Source organism: Mycobacterium sp., assembly GCF_035274705.1.
Lineage (GTDB): Bacteria > Actinomycetota > Actinomycetes > Mycobacteriales > Mycobacteriaceae > Mycobacterium.
This window is the reverse complement of sequence record NZ_DATENY010000129.1, coordinates 1-17577: the sequence shown is the minus strand read 5'-3', so window position 1 is coordinate 17577 and position 17577 is coordinate 1. Positions and strand designations below refer to the sequence as shown.

Sequence of the window (17577 nt, the reverse complement as noted above, 5' to 3'; positions counted from 1 at the left end):
CGGCCGACTGAGCGGGTGCACAGGTACCCTGCAGCCATGAGGTGGGCATGAGCGAGTCACCACGCCGCGACGGGACCGAGCCGACCCAACCGCTGGGTAACAGCTACTCCGGATACACCGATCCGGCGTATGCGAGTCAGGCGCCCTACGGCCCCACCTATCAGGCACCCGCCGCACCGAATCCCACCGAACAGCTCCCGGCGTACTCCCCCTATGGCTACGACCCCTACGCGACCGGTCAGTACGGCCAGGGCGAGCCGCCCCAGCCTGACGGGCCGAAGGCGCCGCGATGGCTGTGGTTGGTGGCAGCGATCGCGGTATTGCTCGTACTCGGCCTGGTCATCGCGCTGGTGATCATCAACAGCTCGCGGCAGGACACCGTCGTGGCGCCGCTTCCGTCGCTGCCGGAGCCGAGCCTGACCACGCGAACGCCCACAACGACCTCACGCATACCGACCGTTCCGGTCATTCCCGCGCCGACGCAGCCGACGCGGCCCTCACCGACCACGTCGGCGCCTTCCGGCGCGACCGAAACCGTGGTCTATGAGGTCAGCGGCGACGGTCGTGCCATCAACATCACCTATGTCGACAGCGGCGGCGTGCTGCAGACGGAGTTCAACGTGGTGCTGCCCTGGAGCAAGGAAGTCCAACTGGCCAAGCCGGCTTCGGATTCAGCCAGCGTCAGCATCATCAACGTCGGCCGCGAGGTGTCCTGCTCGATCAGCGTCAACGGTGCGCAGGTGCAGCAGCGCACCGGTGCCGGCCTGACCATTTGCACGGGAGCCGGTTAGACCGTCGCCGCCCGGCGTGGCACCCGTACCGCCAGCATCGCGCTGAAACCCGCCGCGAGCACCAGAAGCAGACCGGCGATGCCCGCACGGTCGGCGCCGAAAACGGCCACGAACGTGGAGAACAAGAACGGAGCCAGGGGCGCGACGGCCCGGCCGGTCATCGTGTAAAGGCCGAACGCCACGCCCTCCTTGCCGGGGGTCGTTATCCGCAGCAGCAGGGTGCGCGCTGACGACTGCGTCGGCCCGATGAACAGGCACAGCAGCAGCCCGCACACCCAAAATGCCGCGGGACTGGACAACGCCATCAGGGTCAGGCCCACGATGACCATCGCGGCCAGTGAACTCAGGATGACGGTCTTCGAGCCGACGCGGTCGTCGAGCAGCCCGCCGACTACCGCCCCCACCGCGGCCACCACGTTGGCCGCTACCCCGAACAGCAGCACATCGGCCGCGGAGATGCCGTAGACGTTGACGCCGAGCACCGCGCCGAACGTGAACACGCCGGCGAGCCCGTCGCGAAACACCGCGCTGGCGAGCAGGTAGTAGACGACGTTGCGGTCTCGCCGCCACTCGCCGACCAAGTCCGTCCACAACTTGCGGTAGGCGCCGAGCACGCCGGTCGACGACGGCACCGGCTGTTCGATGTCGATCGGTGCCGGCGGCGTGATGAGCACCGGCAGCGCGAACGCGGCCATCCACACAGCGGTGAGGAGCATCGCCGCGCGAATGTTCTGCCCGTCGGCGGTGGGGACGCCGAGCAGCCCGCCAGTCCGGCCGTCGGCCATGAATCCCGCATAGACGATCAAAAGCAACGACATGCTACCGACATAGCCTGCGCCCCAACCGATTCCGGACACCCGGCCAGCCGTCTCCGGAGTCGTCAACTGCCGGAGCATCGCGTTGTAGGGCACGCTGGCAAGGTCGTTGCACGCCGCCGTCAACCCGAGCAGCAGAAGGCCTGCCCACAGGTAGCTGGAGTCGTCGCGGATCAGGCTCATTGCCGATGTCAGCAACACCACGATCGCGGTGAGGAACGCCAGCGTGCGTCGCCGTCGATGCGGCATGTCGACCCAGACGCCGGTGACGGGGGCAAGCACCGCAACCACCGCCCCGGAAAAGAACAAGGCCCAACCGAGCAAGCTCGCGGGGCTGGCGCCTCCTGGCAGGTCGTCGCCGACGGTGCGAGTCAGGTAGACGGAGAACACGAAGGTCACGACGATCGCGCCCACGCCGGTGGAGCCGCAGTCCCACAGCGCCCACGCGAGCACCCGCCACCGCCCCGCGATTTGCGCGGGCGGCCGCGTTTCGCTCATGGGATCCCACGATATAGTCCGGCCCATGCCAGTACCCGCTCCCAACGCGGATGCCCGCGCTGTCGTCACGGGCGCGTCGCAGAACATCGGCGAGGCGCTGGCCATCGAGCTTGCCGCTCGCGGGCACAACCTGATCGTCACGGCACGCCGCGAGGATGTGCTGCGGGCGTTGGCGGACCGGCTGACCGAGCAGTACGGGGTCATCGTCGAGGTTCGCCCCATCGATCTGGCCGATCCGGCCGAACGCGCCAAGCTGTGCGACGAGCTTTCGGTTCGCGAAATCTCGATCCTGTGCGCTAACGCAGGCACCGCGACGTTCGGCCCAGTGGCGGCCCTGGATCCCGCCGGGGAGAAGGCGCAGGTGCAGCTGAATGTCCTTGGCGTGCATGACCTTGTGCTGGCCGTGCTGCCGGGAATGGTTTCACGCAAGGCGGGCGGCATCCTGATTTCCGGTTCGGCAGCGGGCAATTCGCCGATTCCGAACAACGCGACATATGCGGCGACGAAGGCGTTCGTCAACACGTTCAGCGAGTCACTTCGCGGTGAGCTCAAGCGCGACGGCGTGCACGTCACGGTGCTGGCGCCCGGTCCGGTGCGCGAGACGCTGCCCGATGAGCACGAGCAATCACTCGTCGAGAAGCTGATCCCGGACTTCTTGTGGATCTCGACCGAGTACACCGCGAAGCTGTCGCTGGATGGCTTGGAGCGCAACAAGATGCGCATCGTGCCCGGCGTGACGTCCAAGGCGATGTCGGTGGCCAGCGGCTACGCCCCACGCGCCATCGTCACGCCGATCGTCGGCGCGGTCTACAAGAAGCTCGGCGGCGGCTAGCCTGTCGAAACTGCTGTCAGATCGCGAATTTTCGTGAAATCGCGATCTGCCCGCAGTTTTGGCGAGGCGACCTCAGCGGCGGCGTCGGCCGGTACCGAAGACGCTTCGGGTGATCTCGCGGCCAGCCACCGTGGCCGCGGACCGCAGAAAGCTCTTGAACGCCGAGCTCTGCAGAACTTCCTCCACCATTCCGGGCTGGGCCGTATCACGCGATTTCACCTCGCCCTCCGCGGGCGGCAGGCCGACTGGGGCCTCTGCGGCGGGCGGTGGCGCGGCCTCGGGGGGCGCCAACCGCGCGTTCAGCCGCTCATAGGCGGAGTCGCGGTCGACGGTCTGGCCGTACTCCGCCTGCAGTGGACTGGCTTTCGCCGCGGCGGCGATTGCATCCGGTCCGATGGTGTCCATCAACGAGCGGGGCGCACGCATCCGCGTCCACGCCACCGGCGTCGGCGCTCCCTTCTCGGAGAGCACGGTGACGATCGCTTCGCCTATGCCCAGCGACGTCAATGCCGACTCCAGGTCGTACACATCGGTTTTCGGATATGTGCGCACGGTCTTCGCGAGCGCCTTCTGGTCGTCGGGGGTGAATGCGCGCAGCGCATGTTGGATTCGCGCGCCGAGCTGGCTGAGCACGTCGTTGGGCACGTCGGTCGGCAGTTGCGTGCAGAAGAACACGCCAACTCCCTTGGAGCGGATCAACTTGACCGTCTGCTCGACCTGTTCGAGGAACGCCTTGGACGCGTCGGTGAAAAGCAGATGCGCCTCGTCGAAGAAGAAGACCAGCTTGGGCTTGTCGACGTCACCGACCTCGGGCAGCGTTGTGAACAGGTCGGCCAGCACCCACATCAGGAAGGTCGAGAACATCACCGGCCGGGCGGCCTGATTGCCGAGCTCGAGAAGGCTGACGATGCCGCGGCCCTGGGCATCCGTACGCAGCAGGTCCTTGGGCTCGAGCTCCGGCTCACCGAAGAATGTGTCGGCGCCCTCGGCCTCGAGGTTGACCAGGGCGCGCAGGATCACGCCCGCGGTCGTCGGCGACACCGCACCAAGGGTCTTCAGCTCGGGCTTGCCGTCGTCGCTGGTCAGGTACTGAATGACTGCGCGCAGGTCCTTGAGGTCCAGCAGCGACAGCCCCTTCTGGTCGGCCCAGTGGAAGATCAGGCCGAGCGTGGACTCCTGGGTGGCGTTGAGACCCAACACCTTTGACAGGAGAATCGGCCCGAAGCTGGAGATCGTCGCACGCACCGGAACCCCGATGCCCGACGTTCCCAGTGACAGAAACTCGACCGGGAAGGCGGTCGGCGTCCACGAGTCACCGGTGTCCTTGGCCCGCTGCTCGGTCTTGTCGTTGGCCACACCGGGCTGCGACAACCCCGACAGGTCGCCTTTGACGTCGGCCATCAACACCGGCACACCGGCCGCCGACAGCTGTTCGGCCAGCACCTGCAGTGACTTCGTCTTGCCGGTACCGGTCGCGCCCGCGACCAAGCCGTGGCGGTTGACCATGGCCAGCGGAATGCGGACCTGGGCGGTCGCGTCACACGTCCCGTCGACGACGACGGCGCCGAGGTCCAATGCCTGTCCTTCGACGGCGTAACCTGCGGCGATCTGCTGGGCGGGAGTGGCTGTCGACTCGGTCGTCATGGCTCGAACATTACTGGCGACGGAGCGCCGTTGGCGCCCACTTGTCGGGTGTGGGAATACTGTGAGCGCTGTGCGTGACGAACTGGTGTGGATCGACTGTGAGATGACCGGCCTGGATCTCAGGACCGACCGGCTCATCGAGATTGCGGTGCTAGTCACCGACGCCGAGCTAAACATCCTGGGTGACGGCATCGACGTGGTCATCCACGCCGACGACGCCGCGCTGTCGTCGATGATCCCGGTGGTGACCGAGATGCACACCCGATCGGGCCTCATCGAGGAGGTGCGCGCGTCGACAATCGATATCCCCGCCGCCGAGGAGCTGGTGCTCGACTACATCCGCACCCACGTCAAACAGGCCAAGACCGCTCCCCTGGCCGGCAACTCGATCGCCACCGATCGCGGGTTCATCGCCCGCGACATGCCCAAGCTCGACGACTACCTGCACTACCGGATGATCGACGTGAGCTCCATCAAGGAGCTGTGCCGACGCTGGTACCCCCGCATCTACTTCGGTCAGCCCGAGAAGGGGCTTGCCCATCGCGCGCTGGCCGATATCCACGAGTCGATTCGCGAGCTCAAGTACTACCGGCGAACCGCGTTCGTCCCCCCGCCGGGGCCGTCGACCAGCGATATCGCGGCGATCGCGCAGGAACTGGGAACGAACGAGGGTGACTCGGACGTTATGGATTCGGCCGCGGAGCGCCCGAGCGGCTAATATCGACGGGCCGCTTGTCCTCACCGGCTCGCGGAGATGGTGGCTGTAGTTCAGTTGGTAGAGCACCAGGTTGTGATCCTGGATGTCGCGGGTTCGAGTCCCGTCAGCCACCCCGATACGACACGGAGCCTCGGCAAAACGCCGGGGCTCCGTGTCATTGTGGAGTCAGCCGGCCTCCCGCAGCCGTGCCGGAATCTTGTCCCCGAACAGCCGCGCCGCATTGCCGCACGACACCTTCGCGCGCGTGGCCTCGTCCATTGGATACGACGTGATGAAGTCCGCACCGTCCTTGTTGTCGTCCATCGGGTAGTCGACCGAGAACATGACCCGGTCTGCACCCATCACCTCGAGCGTGCAGGCAAATGCCGCCGGTGAGAAGTTGCCGCTCGTCGTCACATAGAAGTTGTCACGCAGATAGTCGGACGGCAGCCGCTGCAGCTTTCCGCCACCGTCGCCGCCGCCCAGGCCGTAGTACCTGTCGGTCCGAAACGCCGAGAACGGCAACATCTCTCCGAGATGACCGAGGATCATCTGTAGGCGGGGATGACGGTCGAACAGCCCGGAGTAGATCAGCCGCAGAGCGTGTGTTCCCGCCTCCACCGCGAAACCCCACGAGGCGAGGTGCAGGCCGTCATCGACGTACGGCGCGAACCACGCGTCCATGACGGCGGGATGCGGCGTCGTCGGATGTAAATAGATCGGCACACCCAGCGTCTCTGCTCGCCCAAAGAGCTCCTCGTACGCCGGATCATCGAGGTATCGGCCGTGTGTTCGCCCGTTGATCAACGCGCCCGCGAAGCCGAGGTCGGTGACGGCACGCCGCAATTCCTCGCAGGCCGCATCCGGGTCTTGGGTGGCCAGTGTCGCGAAAGCGCCAAAGCGGTCGGGGTTTTCGCGCACCGTCTCGGCGAGGTTGTCGTTGGCGCGGCGCGCATAGTCGATCGCGCGCGCCGCGTCGTCGTCTTCCTGCACGCCCGGGTCGAACAGCGACAGGATCTGAAAGTCGATGCCCGCAGCGTCCATCTGCTCCAGCCGCAGCGGGCCGCGGTCGTAGAGCCGGTCGTAGGCGGTCGTGTTGTTGGACCGCAGCCAGGTCGCCACGGTGTTGTCGGCGCTGACCGGATCCCAGGCGTAGTGCTCCTCGAGCGCAATCAACGGCACGGCCGAGAGATTACGCGCTCAGACGTTGGCGTTACCGGCTTTCCACTGCTCCCACGGAATGTTCCAGTCGCCCAGCCCGTCGGTGCCCGGCAGAGTCGATCCCACCGTGTTAATCACTTCGACGATGTCACCGCGTTTGGTGTTGTCGTAGAACCAGACCGCGTTGCTCGGGCTGACATTGAGACAGCCGTGACTGGTGTTCGTGTAGCCCTGACTGCCGACCGACCACGGCGCCGAGTGCACGAAGATGCCGCTGTAGCTGATCTGCGTCGCCCAATCGACGTCGGTGCGATATCCGTTGGGAGAGTTGACCGGAACGCCGTATGTCGACGAGTCCATGATGATATGGGTGAACCGGTTACCGACCATGTAGACGCCGTTGTTCGTCGGGGTGCTGTTCTTGCCCATCGACGTCGGCATGGTCTTGACCACTTCACCGTTGCGCCGAACCGTCACGATCTTGGTGGTGTCGTCGGCGGTCGCGATCACCTCGTCACCGATGGTGAAGTGTGTGGTGACGTTTTCCTGGCCGAACAATCCGTCGCCGAGATCGACGCCGTAGATGTTCACCGCAACGTCGACGGTGGTGCCGGGCTTCCAGTAATGCTCTGGGCGCCAACGCACTTCGCGGTTGTTGAGCCAGTAGAACGCACCCTCGACCGGAGGGTTGGTGGTGATCTTGATGGCCTTCTGAGCGGCCAGCCGGTTCGGGACGTTCTCGTCGAACTGAACCGCGACCGGCTGACCGACGCCGACGACCTCACCCTCGTTGGGCAGCACGTAGGCCATGGTCAGGTTTTCCGGCGAATGCGTCTGGAAGGTCATCTGCTGGCTGGTGACACCGCCCAGGCCCAGCGACTGCGCATTCAAGGTGTAGCGCTTGTTGTAGCCAAGCGGGTCGGCCGTCGTCCAGGTCAGGCCGTCGGGGCTGAGCTTGCCGGCAACCGGCTCCCCGTCCTCGTTGGTCATCGTGATCGCGCCCAGCACGCCGTCCTCTGCGGTGACCGTCACGGGTGCGTCGACCGTCACGCCGACCGCGCCGTCCTTCACCGACGCAGTGAGCTTCGGCACAAGCAGGTCGCCATAAGGCGTGCCCTTATCGGTGATGACTTGCGGCTTCGGCGGAGCTGCAGGGCTGCTGCAGGCGCCCAACCCGAGCACGATGGCGGGCAGTAGCGAAACCGCCAGCCATATACGCATGCGGCGCGGACGGGCCACTGTTCGGACCTGCCACATTCTTTGCTCCACCTCGCAACCAGGTCGCACGGACAGACGATCTTGGCAATAGTCTAAGGGCAAACTTAACTACGGGCGCGACTGCGGCGTCGCTCCCAGGAGGTGCGAGCGGTCGAATTTCACCCTTGCCGCAAGTCCTGTTATTGTCGCACACGCGCGCCGTTAGCTCAGTTGGTAGAGCAGCTGACTCTTAATCAGCGGGTCCGGGGTTCGAAACCCTGACGGCGCACTCAGCTCGAAAAATTCACTTCGGGACGCGGCCCGCCGCAATCCGCGCATCCGGGAAGCGGCGGTGCAGTCCATCGATCAGCCGATGCGCTTCGTAGAGCTCGCGCCGCAGGCCGGCGCCCTTTCGCCGCGCGGCGGCCGAAGCTCGGCCCTGTATCGCATGAATTCGGCTCTCGACGGATTCCAGCTTCTGTGAGATGTCCTCGACCTCCTTGTGCAGCGCTTGCAGCAGCTCCCTGGCCTGTGCGGTGTCGGCTTCATCGATCACGCCGTCATCTTCACATCAAGGGCGCTGACGCGCGCGGTTGGGGTCGCCCCGCAACAGCGATCGGCAAGCTGAATTCTGTTGCTTACGCACCGATGCGGTCCTACCTGCCAGAATCGGTCTCCACCAGGCTCCAGGATGTGCTAACACTCACATAACCTGACTTATGTCGCGGGTCCGTCAAGGGCGAATATCGGTAACGGATGCCGCGTGCTCATCGGATCAGATGCTAGATATCCTGCGTAAAGAGATGCGCCGGTGCTACACTGCACATTAGCTAGAATGCACTACAGGCCTGTGAGCCGGTGATCTAAGGTACGAAACGAGGTCTTAGCTGATGCCGCAGGATCGCGCAGCGTTTTCGACGGATGTGTCGAATATGCATGCGGCCGACGACGTAACTGCGCAACGGCCGGTGCTGGTACTCAGCTGCAGCCGTCTTGGCCGCGTCGCCAATCCCCCCAGCTTCTCGTTCGCCCACTGGTTCCGAACCGGACGTCGCGGCCGGGCAAAGCCCGTCAGCGCTGCCTGATCCGGCGCACCACGACCACGACGACCACCACACCTACTCCGGCCAGCGAAATCGCGACTGCCGGCTTCTTGACGAATCGCACGACACCCGCCTTGATGTCGTCAGCGATCCTGCGCGGGTTGGCCCGCTCGGCGAGGTTGTCCACGGTGGACGCCAACTGATTGCGAGCCTTATCGATCTCCTGCTTGATGACCTCGGGATCCCGGTCCGCCACTGTGCCCTCCAACTCGCCGTCCTGCCGCACTACCCTAGATCAGCCCGCGCGCTCGTTGACGCGCACCGGTCGAAGAAGGGACACCAACGCATGCCGCAGACCCCGCGCCTTCAAGTAGGCGACAAAGCCCCCGCGTTCAGCCTGCCCGACGCCGACGGCAACACGGTCAAGCTCGCGGACTACAAGGGCCGCCGGGTCATCGTGTACTTCTACCCTGCCGCGGCGACGCCGGGATGCACCAAGCAGGCCTGCGACTTCCGCGACAGCCTCAGCGAACTCAACGGCGCGGGGCTGGACGTCATCGGGATCTCCCCCGACAAGCCAGCCAAGCTGGCGAAGTTCCGCGACGACCAGAAGCTGACCTTTCCGTTGCTATCGGATCCGGACCGCAAGGTGCTCACCGAGTGGGGTGCCTACGGCGAAAAAACCATGTACGGCAAGACCGTTCAGGGTGTCATCCGCTCGACGTTCGTCATCGACGAGAAGGGCAAGATCGCCGAGGCGCAGTACAACGTCCGCGCCACCGGCCACGTCGCCAAGCTACGGCGCGACCTGTCCGTTTGACCCGAGGTTCGCCAACAGCAGCGCCTCGGCCGTTGCGGCGCGCTCCAGCACCCCAAGGTGCAGGCTCTCGTTGATGCTATGTGCCTGTGTCCCAGGATCTTCCACGCCGGTGACCAAGATCTTGGCCGACGGAAAGGCCCCGGCGAACTCGGCGATGAACGGGATCGAGCCACCGACACCGGTGTCGACCGGCTCCGTGCCCCAGGCTTGCCGGAAGGCAGTGCGTGCCGCCTCGTAGACGGGGCCGCTGGCGTCGATCGCATAGGGCTGGCCGACATCACCGGGTGTGACCGTCACCTGAGCGCCCCACGGCGCGTGCTGTTCGAGGTGACGCGTCAGGGCCGCGAGATGCTCGTGTGCGTCGCCTCCTGGCGCGACCCTCATGCTGACTTTGGCCCGCGCGCGCGGAATCAACGTGTTCGACGACTTGTCGATCGGTGTGGTGTCGATGCCGATGACCGTGATCGCCGGTTTGGCCCAAAGTCGTTGCGGCACTGAGCCAGACCCGACTTCACACACGCCGTCGAGCAGGCCGGCCTCCTCGCGCACGCGTTCCGCCGAGTATTCGACGTCGGCGGCACTGCCTTCATATAGTCCTTCGACCGCGACGTTGCCGTCGTCGTCATGCAGGCTGGCCAGCAGTCGCACCAGTGCAGAAAGCGCGTCGGGCACCACGCCTCCCCACAGGCCCGAGTGCAGGCCGTGATCCAGCGTGGCCACCTCCACCACACAGTCGGCCAGCCCGCGCAGCGACACCGTCAGCGCCGGAACGTCGACGCTCCAGTTGTCCGAGTCGGCGATGACGATCACGTCGGAGGCCAACGCATCGCGATGCGCGGCCAGCAGCGCAGACAGCGACGGCGAACCGGACTCCTCCTCGCCCTCGACGAAGACCGTCACACCGACGGGTGGTTTGCCGCCGTGGGCGCGAAAGGCCGCCAAATGTGTTGCAATGCCGGCCTTGTCGTCAGCGGAGCCGCGACCGTAAAGGCGACCGTCGCGCTCCGTCGGTACGAACGGCGGCGTGTGCCATTGGGCGTGATCGCCCTCCGGCTGCACATCGTGATGGGCGTACAGCAGCACCGTCGGCGCGCCCGGTGGGGCCGGGTGCCGGGCGATGACGGCCGGGGCGCCGCCCTCGCTGACGATCTGCACATCGCCGAAGCCCGCATCCGACAACAGTTTTGCCACCGCCTCGGCGCTCCGATGCACCTCAGCGCGGCGCGCCGGGTCGGCCCATACCGACTCGATGCGCACAAGATCTTCCAGGTCGCGTCGCACAGACGGCAACACCTCACGTACGCGCTCGACCAAATCACTCATAGGAGTCAGGCTAGTTGCACGCTCGCGGGTGTCGAGCGTGCGCAGAATGCGCGTGCTTTGCGGCGTGTCTGGGTACAGACACGCACGCTCGCGGTGAAAGAGCTAGCGCTCCTCGAGAATGGCAACCGCGGCGGCCATGTCGGCCTCATGCGTCAACGACAGGTGAATCGTCACGTTCTTCAGGTGCTCGGCGATCGCGCCCGTGAGCCGTACCTTGGGCCGGCCCCACATGTCGGTGATGACCTCGATGTCGCGGTGAATGCCCTCGGGCAGCACCGGCCGCTTGGAGAATCGCGAACCCGACCACGCCTTGATGACGGCTTCCTTGGCTGCCCACCGCGCCGCCAGGTGCCGTGCCGCCGACGAACTCTTGTCGGCGGCGTCGCGGCGCTCACCGGGCGTGAACGTCTCGGCGAAAACCGTACCGGGCTGATCGACCTGCTCGGCGAAATCGGGGATGGAGACCAGGTCGATCCCCACCCCGACTATCGCCATGCCCGAGACGCTATCTCACCGCACATAGATGTCGTCGTCACCCAGCCGCGAGGACGGGTCAAGCAGCATCTCGGCTTCCTGCCGCTTCTCCGGGGCCTCGCTGCTGAACCGGCGATCGGCCGGCTTCTCGTACAGCGGGCGCCCGCCTGCGATCGCCGACGCCAGCCTGCGCTGACCGGAGAGCACACGCGCGTCCGCGCGCTGCTTGTAATCCCGTCGCGTCTCCGGATCGAGCGCCGCCAAGAACGCCTGCGGATGCACCAGCGCCACCATGCCCGACACGTGACCGAAGCCGAGGCTGGTGACCAGGCCCGCCTTCAGCGGGAACTTCTCGCCCAGCCGCAGGGTGTCGCGCAACCACACGAAGTGCGCGGCGCCTGACAGCTCGTCGTCGACGCAGTCCAGGCTGCGGTTCGGCGGAATGACGCCGTCACGCAGGATCTGGCACATGCCCAGCATCTGGAACGCCGCGGCACCGCCCTTGGCGTGGCCCGTCAGGCTCTTCTGCGAGACGACGAACAGCGGTGCGCCCGGCGAGCGGCCCAGCGAGTCGGCAAGCCGCTCGTGCAGCTCCGTCTCGTTCGGATCGTTGGCCAGAGTGGAGGTGTCGTGCTTGGACACCACCGCGATGTCGTCGGGGCCGACGCCGAGCTTGGCCAGCGAACGTGCCAGCTGTGACGAGCGTCCGCCTCGGCCCGCACCCAGCGCGCCGAGCCCCGGAGCGGGGATCGACGTGTGCACGCCGTCACCGAACGACGACGCGTAGGCCACCACGGCCATGACCGGCAGGCCCATCTGGACCGCGAGGTCGCCGCGGGCCAGCAGGATCGTGCCGCCGCCCTGTGACTCGACGAACCCGAGACGGCGCCGGTCGTTGGCGCGGGAGAACTTCGAATCGCTGATGCCCTTGGCGCGCATCACCTCGGTGTCGGCGGTGGCCGCCATGTCACCGAACCCGATGATCGCCTCCAGCGTCAGATCGTCATAGCCACCGGCCACCACGAACTCGGCCTTGCCGAGCCGGATCTTGTCGACGCCCTCCTCGACCGACACCGCGGCCGTCGCGCAGGCGGCGACCGGGTGGATCATCGAGCCGTAACTGCCGATGTAGCTCTGAACCACATGTCCGGCAAAGACATTCGGCAGGACTTCCTGCAGGATGTCGTTCGGTTTGTTCCGGCCGAGCAGGTTGCCGTGGTACATGGTCTGCATCGACGTGAGCCCGCCCATGCCGGTGCCCTGCGTGCTGGCCACCAGGCTGGGGTGCACCCAGCGCATCAGCTCGGACGGCGTGAAACCGGCGGACAGGAACGCGTCGACGGTGGTGACGAGATTCCACAGCGCCACCCGGTCGATCGACGAAGCCATGTCGGGCGTGATGCCGTACACCATCGGGTCGAACCCGGTCGGGATCTGCGCGCCGACGGTCCGCGAGAGCTTCACCTTGCGCGGCACCCTGATCTCGGTGCCGGCCATGCGGGTGACCTGCCAGTCGGCGCTGTCGGGCACCGGAGCGATGATGGTGTGCTCCGGATCGAACTGCACGAACGCGCGGGCATCGGCCTCCGACGACACGACGAACGTGAAGTCCTTGTCCAGGAACACCGACACCAGCAGCGGCGCGGCGTGATCGGGATCGATCGCTCCGTCGTCGACCCACTCCCGGATGCCGACCTTCTCGACGACCGTGTCGTGGTAGCGCTCGACCAGTTCACCCTCGTCGACCAGCTCGCCGGTCTCGCTGTCGTACCAGCCCGGCGTCGGGTCGTCTTCCCACTTGACCAGGCCCGTCGTCCAGGCCAGCTCCAGCACACCGGCCGCCGACAGCTCGTTGTCGACCTCCATCTCGAAGCGGGTCCGCGACGAGCCATAGGGCCCGAGCTCGGCACCGCCGACAATGACGACGAGGTCGGCCGCGTCGACATCGATGTCGTCCCACGCCGGCGGCGGCGACGCCTTGTAGCCGCGCGGCGGCGAGGGCAGGGCACGGATGGTGCCGTGCTCATCGGCGTCGTCAGCGGTCGCCTCGGATGTCATCTCCTCCCGGGCCTTGGCGGCCATCTCGGTCAGATCGATTTCCACCTCGGCGAGACCACCGGTCAGGTCGACCTGTAGCGGTTCGCGTGCCGCGGCGACCTTTGACTCGATGTCGCACAGCGCCAACAGCATGGTGGCCATCTCGTCTGTGGTGTACGTCGTCACACCGGCTTCCTCGACCGCACCAACGATGACGTCGTTGTGGCCCATCAGCCCGGTGCCCTTGGTCCAGCCAATGAGCGCGTGGGCCAACGACACTCGTTGCGCCCACGACGACTCGGCTTTCCACCGGGTCACCAGAGCGTCGAGCGCGGACTTCGACTCGCCGTACGCGCCGTCGCCACCGAACATGCCGCGGTTCGGCGAGCCCGGCAGCACGACGTGCAGCCGAGCGGCGATGTCGCGCTCGGCACCGATGTGCGACAGCCCACCGATGAGCCGCTGCACGGCCCACAGCAGCACCTTCATCTCCATCTCGGCGCGCGACCCGGCGTCGGACAGATCACCGGCCACCCGGGGCGCCGCGAACGGGAACAGCAGTGTCGGCGTCTGCGCGTCCTTGAGGTGAATCGATTGCGGCCCAAGGCTTTCGGTCTGCTCCGAACCGACCCATTGCACCAGCGCATCGATGTCGGTGTAGGACGCCATGTTGGCGGGGACCACCCACAGCTTCGCGCCGAACCGCCCATTGTCGCGGTAGAGCGTGCGATAGAAGCCCAGCCGGTCGTCGTCGAGTTTGGACGTCGTGGCGATGACCGTCGCACCGCCGTCCAGCAATTGAGCCACCACCGACGCGGCGATCGACCCCTTGGACGCACCGGTGACCACCGCGACCTCGTCGCTGTAGCGGCCCTTACCCGGATTCTCCGCACCCGCGGCGGCACGCCCATACAGCGACGCGTGGATGTTGCGGCCCGCTGCCAGGGCCTTGCCCTGCCACCAGGTGGCCTGGGTGCCGACGATGTGACCGGCGCCCTCGAACCGCTCCGAAAGCCGCGGCCAGTCGGCGTCGATCTCATTCTCGTCGAGCAGCCACAGCTTGGCGAGGTCCTCGCGGGCGCTGGCCCAGCGGTCGTCGAACAGCACCGCCTTGCGGCCGTCGAACACGGGGGCCACCAAACGCGGCCAGTCCGAACCCAATTCGGACGTGACGAGGTCGATGAGCTCGGCGTCGGTCGCCTCGGGCGCGCTGACCGGGGTGTCCAGGCCGAGCTGGCCGAGGATCAGACGGGCCGCTGAGGCCAGTACGCCGTTGCGGCCGGTGACCTGCTCGGCGAACTCGCCCAGAGCGGCCGAGTCCACAACGCCGCCACCGCCACCGGCGGCCGACGGCAGTGACACCGATATGCCCTGACGCGCGCCCACGGCGGAAACCGCGGCGTCGATGACCTTGTCGACGGTCGCCGCGTCGGCCAGCGCACCGTCGTGCAGCCCGCCGAGTGCGCCACCGCGAACGCTGGATCCCTCACGGGTGCCCAGCGCCACCTCGACCGTCACGTGCTTGACCCAGCCGTCGCCGAGCTCCCATGTCTTCTTGACCCGCTCGGCGATGTAGGCCGGCCGCTTGCCCGACGGGCCGAGCACCGTACGCAACTGGTCGTTGATCGCATCGGAAAGTACTGGGCCGTAAGGCTTGTAGGTGCGGGCCAGCTTGGTGACCTGACCCTTCAAGCCGGCCAGGTCGGCATCCGCGGCGCCGTCGATGGCGCCGAGGTTGAGCTCGGACCCGAGATCCACCAGTAGCTGGTTGCGTCGCGACGACGCACCGTCGGTGATGGACTCGATCGAGTCCAGTGGCTCGATCTGGTCGATGCGCATTTTCGCCGACAACGCGATCAGCGCCGTGGTGGCATCGGCCGCGTCGTAACCGATGTCGTCGGGGCGCGGGCCTCCGCTGGGAGCGGCGGGCGCAGGGGCCGGGGCAGCCGGTGCGGCGGCCTCGACGGGCGCAGCCTCAGCTGCTGGTGCCGGCGTGTCCTCGACGTCATCCTCCGGCTCCGGATCGGTGTCGGTGGCGAACAACACCGCGGCATCCCGCTCCGAGTTCAGCACTTCGGTTGTGTTGTGCGAATACTCGGGCAGCTTCAGCGTGTTGGTGGCCAGGCCCGCGACGGTTGGCGCGGACTTCACACCGATCTCGACGAACCGCTCGACACCCAGCCCGCCGGCAGCCTCCTCGATGAACAGCAGATCCTGTGTCTCGATCCACCGCACCGGGCTGGCGAACTGCCAGGCCAGAAGCTCGATGACGACCTTGCGGCACAGGTCACTCGGCTTCTCGGTGATCCACGTGTCGTAGTCGGCGAGGATCTCGTCGAGCGGCTCGGCCGGCACCAGATCGCGGATCTCCTGGATGAAGTCGCGGTCCAGGCTGAACAGCCTGGGCACCAGGTTCGGGATGTACCGGCCGACGATCAGGTCGGGATCCTGGTCGCGCGGCATGACGCGCTCCAGCGAGCGCCGGAAGTCGGCCACACCGACCCGCAGCACCGAGGAGTGGAACGGCACGTCGATACCGGGCACCAGGATGAACGACCGCTTGCCGCCGGTGATCTCGCGGCGCTTCTCGATCTCTTCCTCGAGCACCTCGAGGCCGCGAACCGTGCCCGCGATCGCGTACTGCGAACCACGCAGGTTGAAGTTCACGATCTGCAGGTATTCGCCAGTGCGCTGGGAGATCTCGTCGACGAAGGCGGGGACAGCGTCATCGTCGAGATCGATCTGCGACGGGCGGATCGCGGCCAGCCGGTAGTTGGAGCGGCCCAGGTGGTCGCGCGGAACGATGTCGTGCATCTTGCTGCCGCGGTGGAACACCACCTCCAGCAGCGCCTCCATTTCGTAGACACCGCTCACGCACGCGAGTGCCGTGTACTCACCGACGGAGTGGCCGCAGGCGATCGCGCCCTCGACGAACGCACCCTGCTCTCGCATCTCGGCGACCTGCGCAGCCGCGACGGTCGCCATCGCGACCTGAGTGAACTGCGTCAGATACAGCACGCCCTCGGGATGCTGGTAGTGCACACCGCTGGCGATCAGGCTGGTCGGGTTGTCGCGGACCACGTGCAGCACCGAGAAGCCCAGGGTTTCGCGGGTGAACTTGTCGGCGTTGTCCCACACCTTGCGGGCGGCCTTGGACCGGGCCCGCACCTCCATACCCATGCCCTTGTGCTGGATGCCCTGGCCCGGGAACGCGTAGACGGTCTTCGGGGCGGCCAGCTGCGCGGTCGCCGACATCACAAGTTCGTTGTTGACCCGCGCGGCGACCTCGACGATCTCCGCGCCGCGGTCGATGCCGACCCGCTCGACGCGGAAGTCGATCTCGTCGCCGGGCAGCACCATGCCCAGGAACCGCGACGTCCAGCCGACGACACGGGCCGGCGGCGCGGGCTTGCCGTCGGTTGCGGCGACGACGTGCTGCGCGGCCGCCGAGAGCCACATGCCGTGCACGATCGGGGATTTCAGCCCTGCCAGCAGCGCGGCGGCGCGATCGGTGTGGATCGGGTTGTGATCACCCGAGACCACGGCGAACGCGCTCATATCGGTCGGCGCCGTGACGGTGACGTCGCGGCGACGGCGGCGCGGAGTGTCGGTCGCGTTGTCGGTGATCGCCCCACCCGCACGCGGCGGATCGGCGAGTTCAGCCGCGCCGGTGCGGCCGCGGATCGCGAACCGCTCCTCCAGCTTGGCCAGCACGGTGCCCTTGGCATCGGCGATGGTCACCGACACCGGGATCACGCGGCCGTACTCGGTGTCGCTGGCCGCGGAAACCGTTGCGGTGACGGTCAATTCGGCTGTCGTCTTCGGCATCGGCGCCAGCAGATGTGCGGCGTGATCGAGATGCACCAGGCTCAGCAGGCCTTCGACGATCGGGAAGCCGTCCTCAGTCACCGCCGAGCCGATGGTCGCGAAGACCGCGGGCCAGCAGTGACCGACCAGAGCGTCGGGAACCATCTTGAGGCCCGGCGCCAGCGGCGCGCCGAACGTCGCGGTGACACCAGTGTGGTCAGCGACCTGTTCGGGATCCCAGTCGACGGTGACAGTCGCGGTGCCGTCGTGCACCTGCGGCAGCGCGTCGGGTCCGTCGGCGCCTGCGGCGATCGCGAGCACCGAACGCATTGCGGTCGACGCGTCTTCGACCGTAACAACCGGCATACCGCCGTCGACCGTGCAGGACGGCAGCGTGAAGCGAATGTTGATCCAGATGTCGGAGAGCGGGACGCTAAG

At 66.7% G+C, this 17577-nt stretch carries 13 protein-coding genes and 2 tRNA genes; 6 read left to right on the top strand and 9 right to left on the bottom strand.

Features of this window, described 5'->3' with window-relative positions:
- The first annotated feature begins 47 nt into the window (after nucleotides 1-47).
- The gene (locus tag VJV41_RS26670) at nucleotides 48-791 is read left to right on the top strand and encodes an MmpS family transport accessory protein (RefSeq protein WP_325338891.1); all 744 of its coding nucleotides are present in this window, start codon (nucleotides 48-50) and stop codon (nucleotides 789-791) included.
- On the opposite strand, the gene VJV41_RS26665 is transcribed toward VJV41_RS26670, so the two are convergent.
- Nucleotides 788-2104, bottom strand: coding sequence for an MFS transporter (locus VJV41_RS26665; protein WP_325338889.1), 1317 nt, complete (start codon nucleotides 2102-2104; stop codon nucleotides 788-790). The genes VJV41_RS26670 and VJV41_RS26665 overlap by 4 nt on opposite strands.
- Nucleotides 2105-2129: 25 nt before the next feature.
- Between VJV41_RS26665 and cmrA the strand changes: the two genes are divergently transcribed.
- A complete protein-coding gene (gene cmrA / locus VJV41_RS26660; RefSeq protein ID WP_325338887.1) occupies nucleotides 2130-2936 on the top strand; it encodes a mycolate reductase in 807 nt (268 codons plus the stop codon).
- Between the two features lie 72 nt (nucleotides 2937-3008).
- Here the strand turns inward: cmrA and VJV41_RS26655 are convergent, their stop codons facing one another.
- The gene (locus VJV41_RS26655; RefSeq protein WP_325338886.1) at nucleotides 3009-4580 is read right to left on the bottom strand and encodes a helicase HerA-like domain-containing protein; all 1572 of its coding nucleotides are present in this window, start codon (nucleotides 4578-4580) and stop codon (nucleotides 3009-3011) included.
- Nucleotides 4581-4650: 70 nt separating this feature from the next.
- Between VJV41_RS26655 and orn the strand changes: the two genes are divergently transcribed.
- Both orn and VJV41_RS26645 read left to right on the top strand, forming a co-directional pair.
- Nucleotides 4651-5298: an oligoribonuclease gene (gene orn, locus VJV41_RS26650; RefSeq protein ID WP_325338884.1), complete on the top strand. Its 648-nt coding sequence runs from the start codon at nucleotides 4651-4653 to the stop codon at nucleotides 5296-5298.
- A gap of 39 nt (nucleotides 5299-5337) precedes the next feature.
- A tRNA-His gene (locus tag VJV41_RS26645) sits at nucleotides 5338-5410 on the top strand.
- A 53-nt stretch (nucleotides 5411-5463) separates the two neighbouring features.
- Here VJV41_RS26645 and VJV41_RS26640 read toward each other — a convergent pair.
- Both VJV41_RS26640 and VJV41_RS26635 read right to left on the bottom strand, forming a co-directional pair.
- Nucleotides 5464-6459 (bottom strand): amidohydrolase family protein, encoded by a 996-nt coding sequence (locus VJV41_RS26640; RefSeq protein ID WP_325338882.1) that lies wholly within the window; start codon nucleotides 6457-6459, stop codon nucleotides 5464-5466.
- Between the two features lie 18 nt (nucleotides 6460-6477).
- A complete protein-coding gene (locus VJV41_RS26635; RefSeq protein WP_325338880.1) occupies nucleotides 6478-7695 on the bottom strand; it encodes a L,D-transpeptidase in 1218 nt (405 codons plus the stop codon).
- 156 nt (nucleotides 7696-7851) lie between these two features.
- Here VJV41_RS26635 and VJV41_RS26630 point away from each other — a divergent pair.
- Nucleotides 7852-7924, top strand: a tRNA-Lys gene (locus VJV41_RS26630).
- A gap of 15 nt (nucleotides 7925-7939) precedes the next feature.
- Here VJV41_RS26630 and VJV41_RS26625 read toward each other — a convergent pair.
- Together VJV41_RS26625 and VJV41_RS26620 are read right to left on the bottom strand one after the other, a co-directional pair.
- Entirely contained in the window at nucleotides 7940-8191 is a 252-nt protein-coding gene (locus VJV41_RS26625; protein WP_325338878.1) for a hypothetical protein, read from the bottom strand.
- A gap of 515 nt (nucleotides 8192-8706) precedes the next feature.
- A complete protein-coding gene (locus VJV41_RS26620; protein ID WP_325338927.1) occupies nucleotides 8707-8934 on the bottom strand; it encodes a DUF3618 domain-containing protein in 228 nt (75 codons plus the stop codon).
- A gap of 90 nt (nucleotides 8935-9024) precedes the next feature.
- On the opposite strand from VJV41_RS26620, the gene bcp reads away from it, so the two are divergent.
- Entirely contained in the window at nucleotides 9025-9498 is a 474-nt protein-coding gene (gene bcp, locus VJV41_RS26615) for a thioredoxin-dependent thiol peroxidase (RefSeq protein WP_325338876.1), read from the top strand.
- Here the strand turns inward: bcp and VJV41_RS26610 are convergent.
- From VJV41_RS26610 to VJV41_RS26600, 3 genes are all read right to left on the bottom strand, one after another.
- Entirely contained in the window at nucleotides 9475-10821 is a 1347-nt protein-coding gene (locus tag VJV41_RS26610) for a dipeptidase (protein ID WP_325338874.1), read from the bottom strand. The two genes, bcp and VJV41_RS26610, sit on opposite strands and share 24 nt — an antisense overlap.
- A gap of 102 nt (nucleotides 10822-10923) precedes the next feature.
- Complete coding sequence (locus tag VJV41_RS26605; protein WP_325338872.1) at nucleotides 10924-11316, bottom strand: holo-ACP synthase; 393 nt, start codon at nucleotides 11314-11316, stop codon at nucleotides 10924-10926.
- A gap of 15 nt (nucleotides 11317-11331) precedes the next feature.
- Nucleotides 11332-17577, bottom strand: a 6246-nt coding sequence (locus VJV41_RS26600; RefSeq protein WP_325338870.1) for a polyketide synthase, incomplete at its 5' end; no start/stop codon positions are given.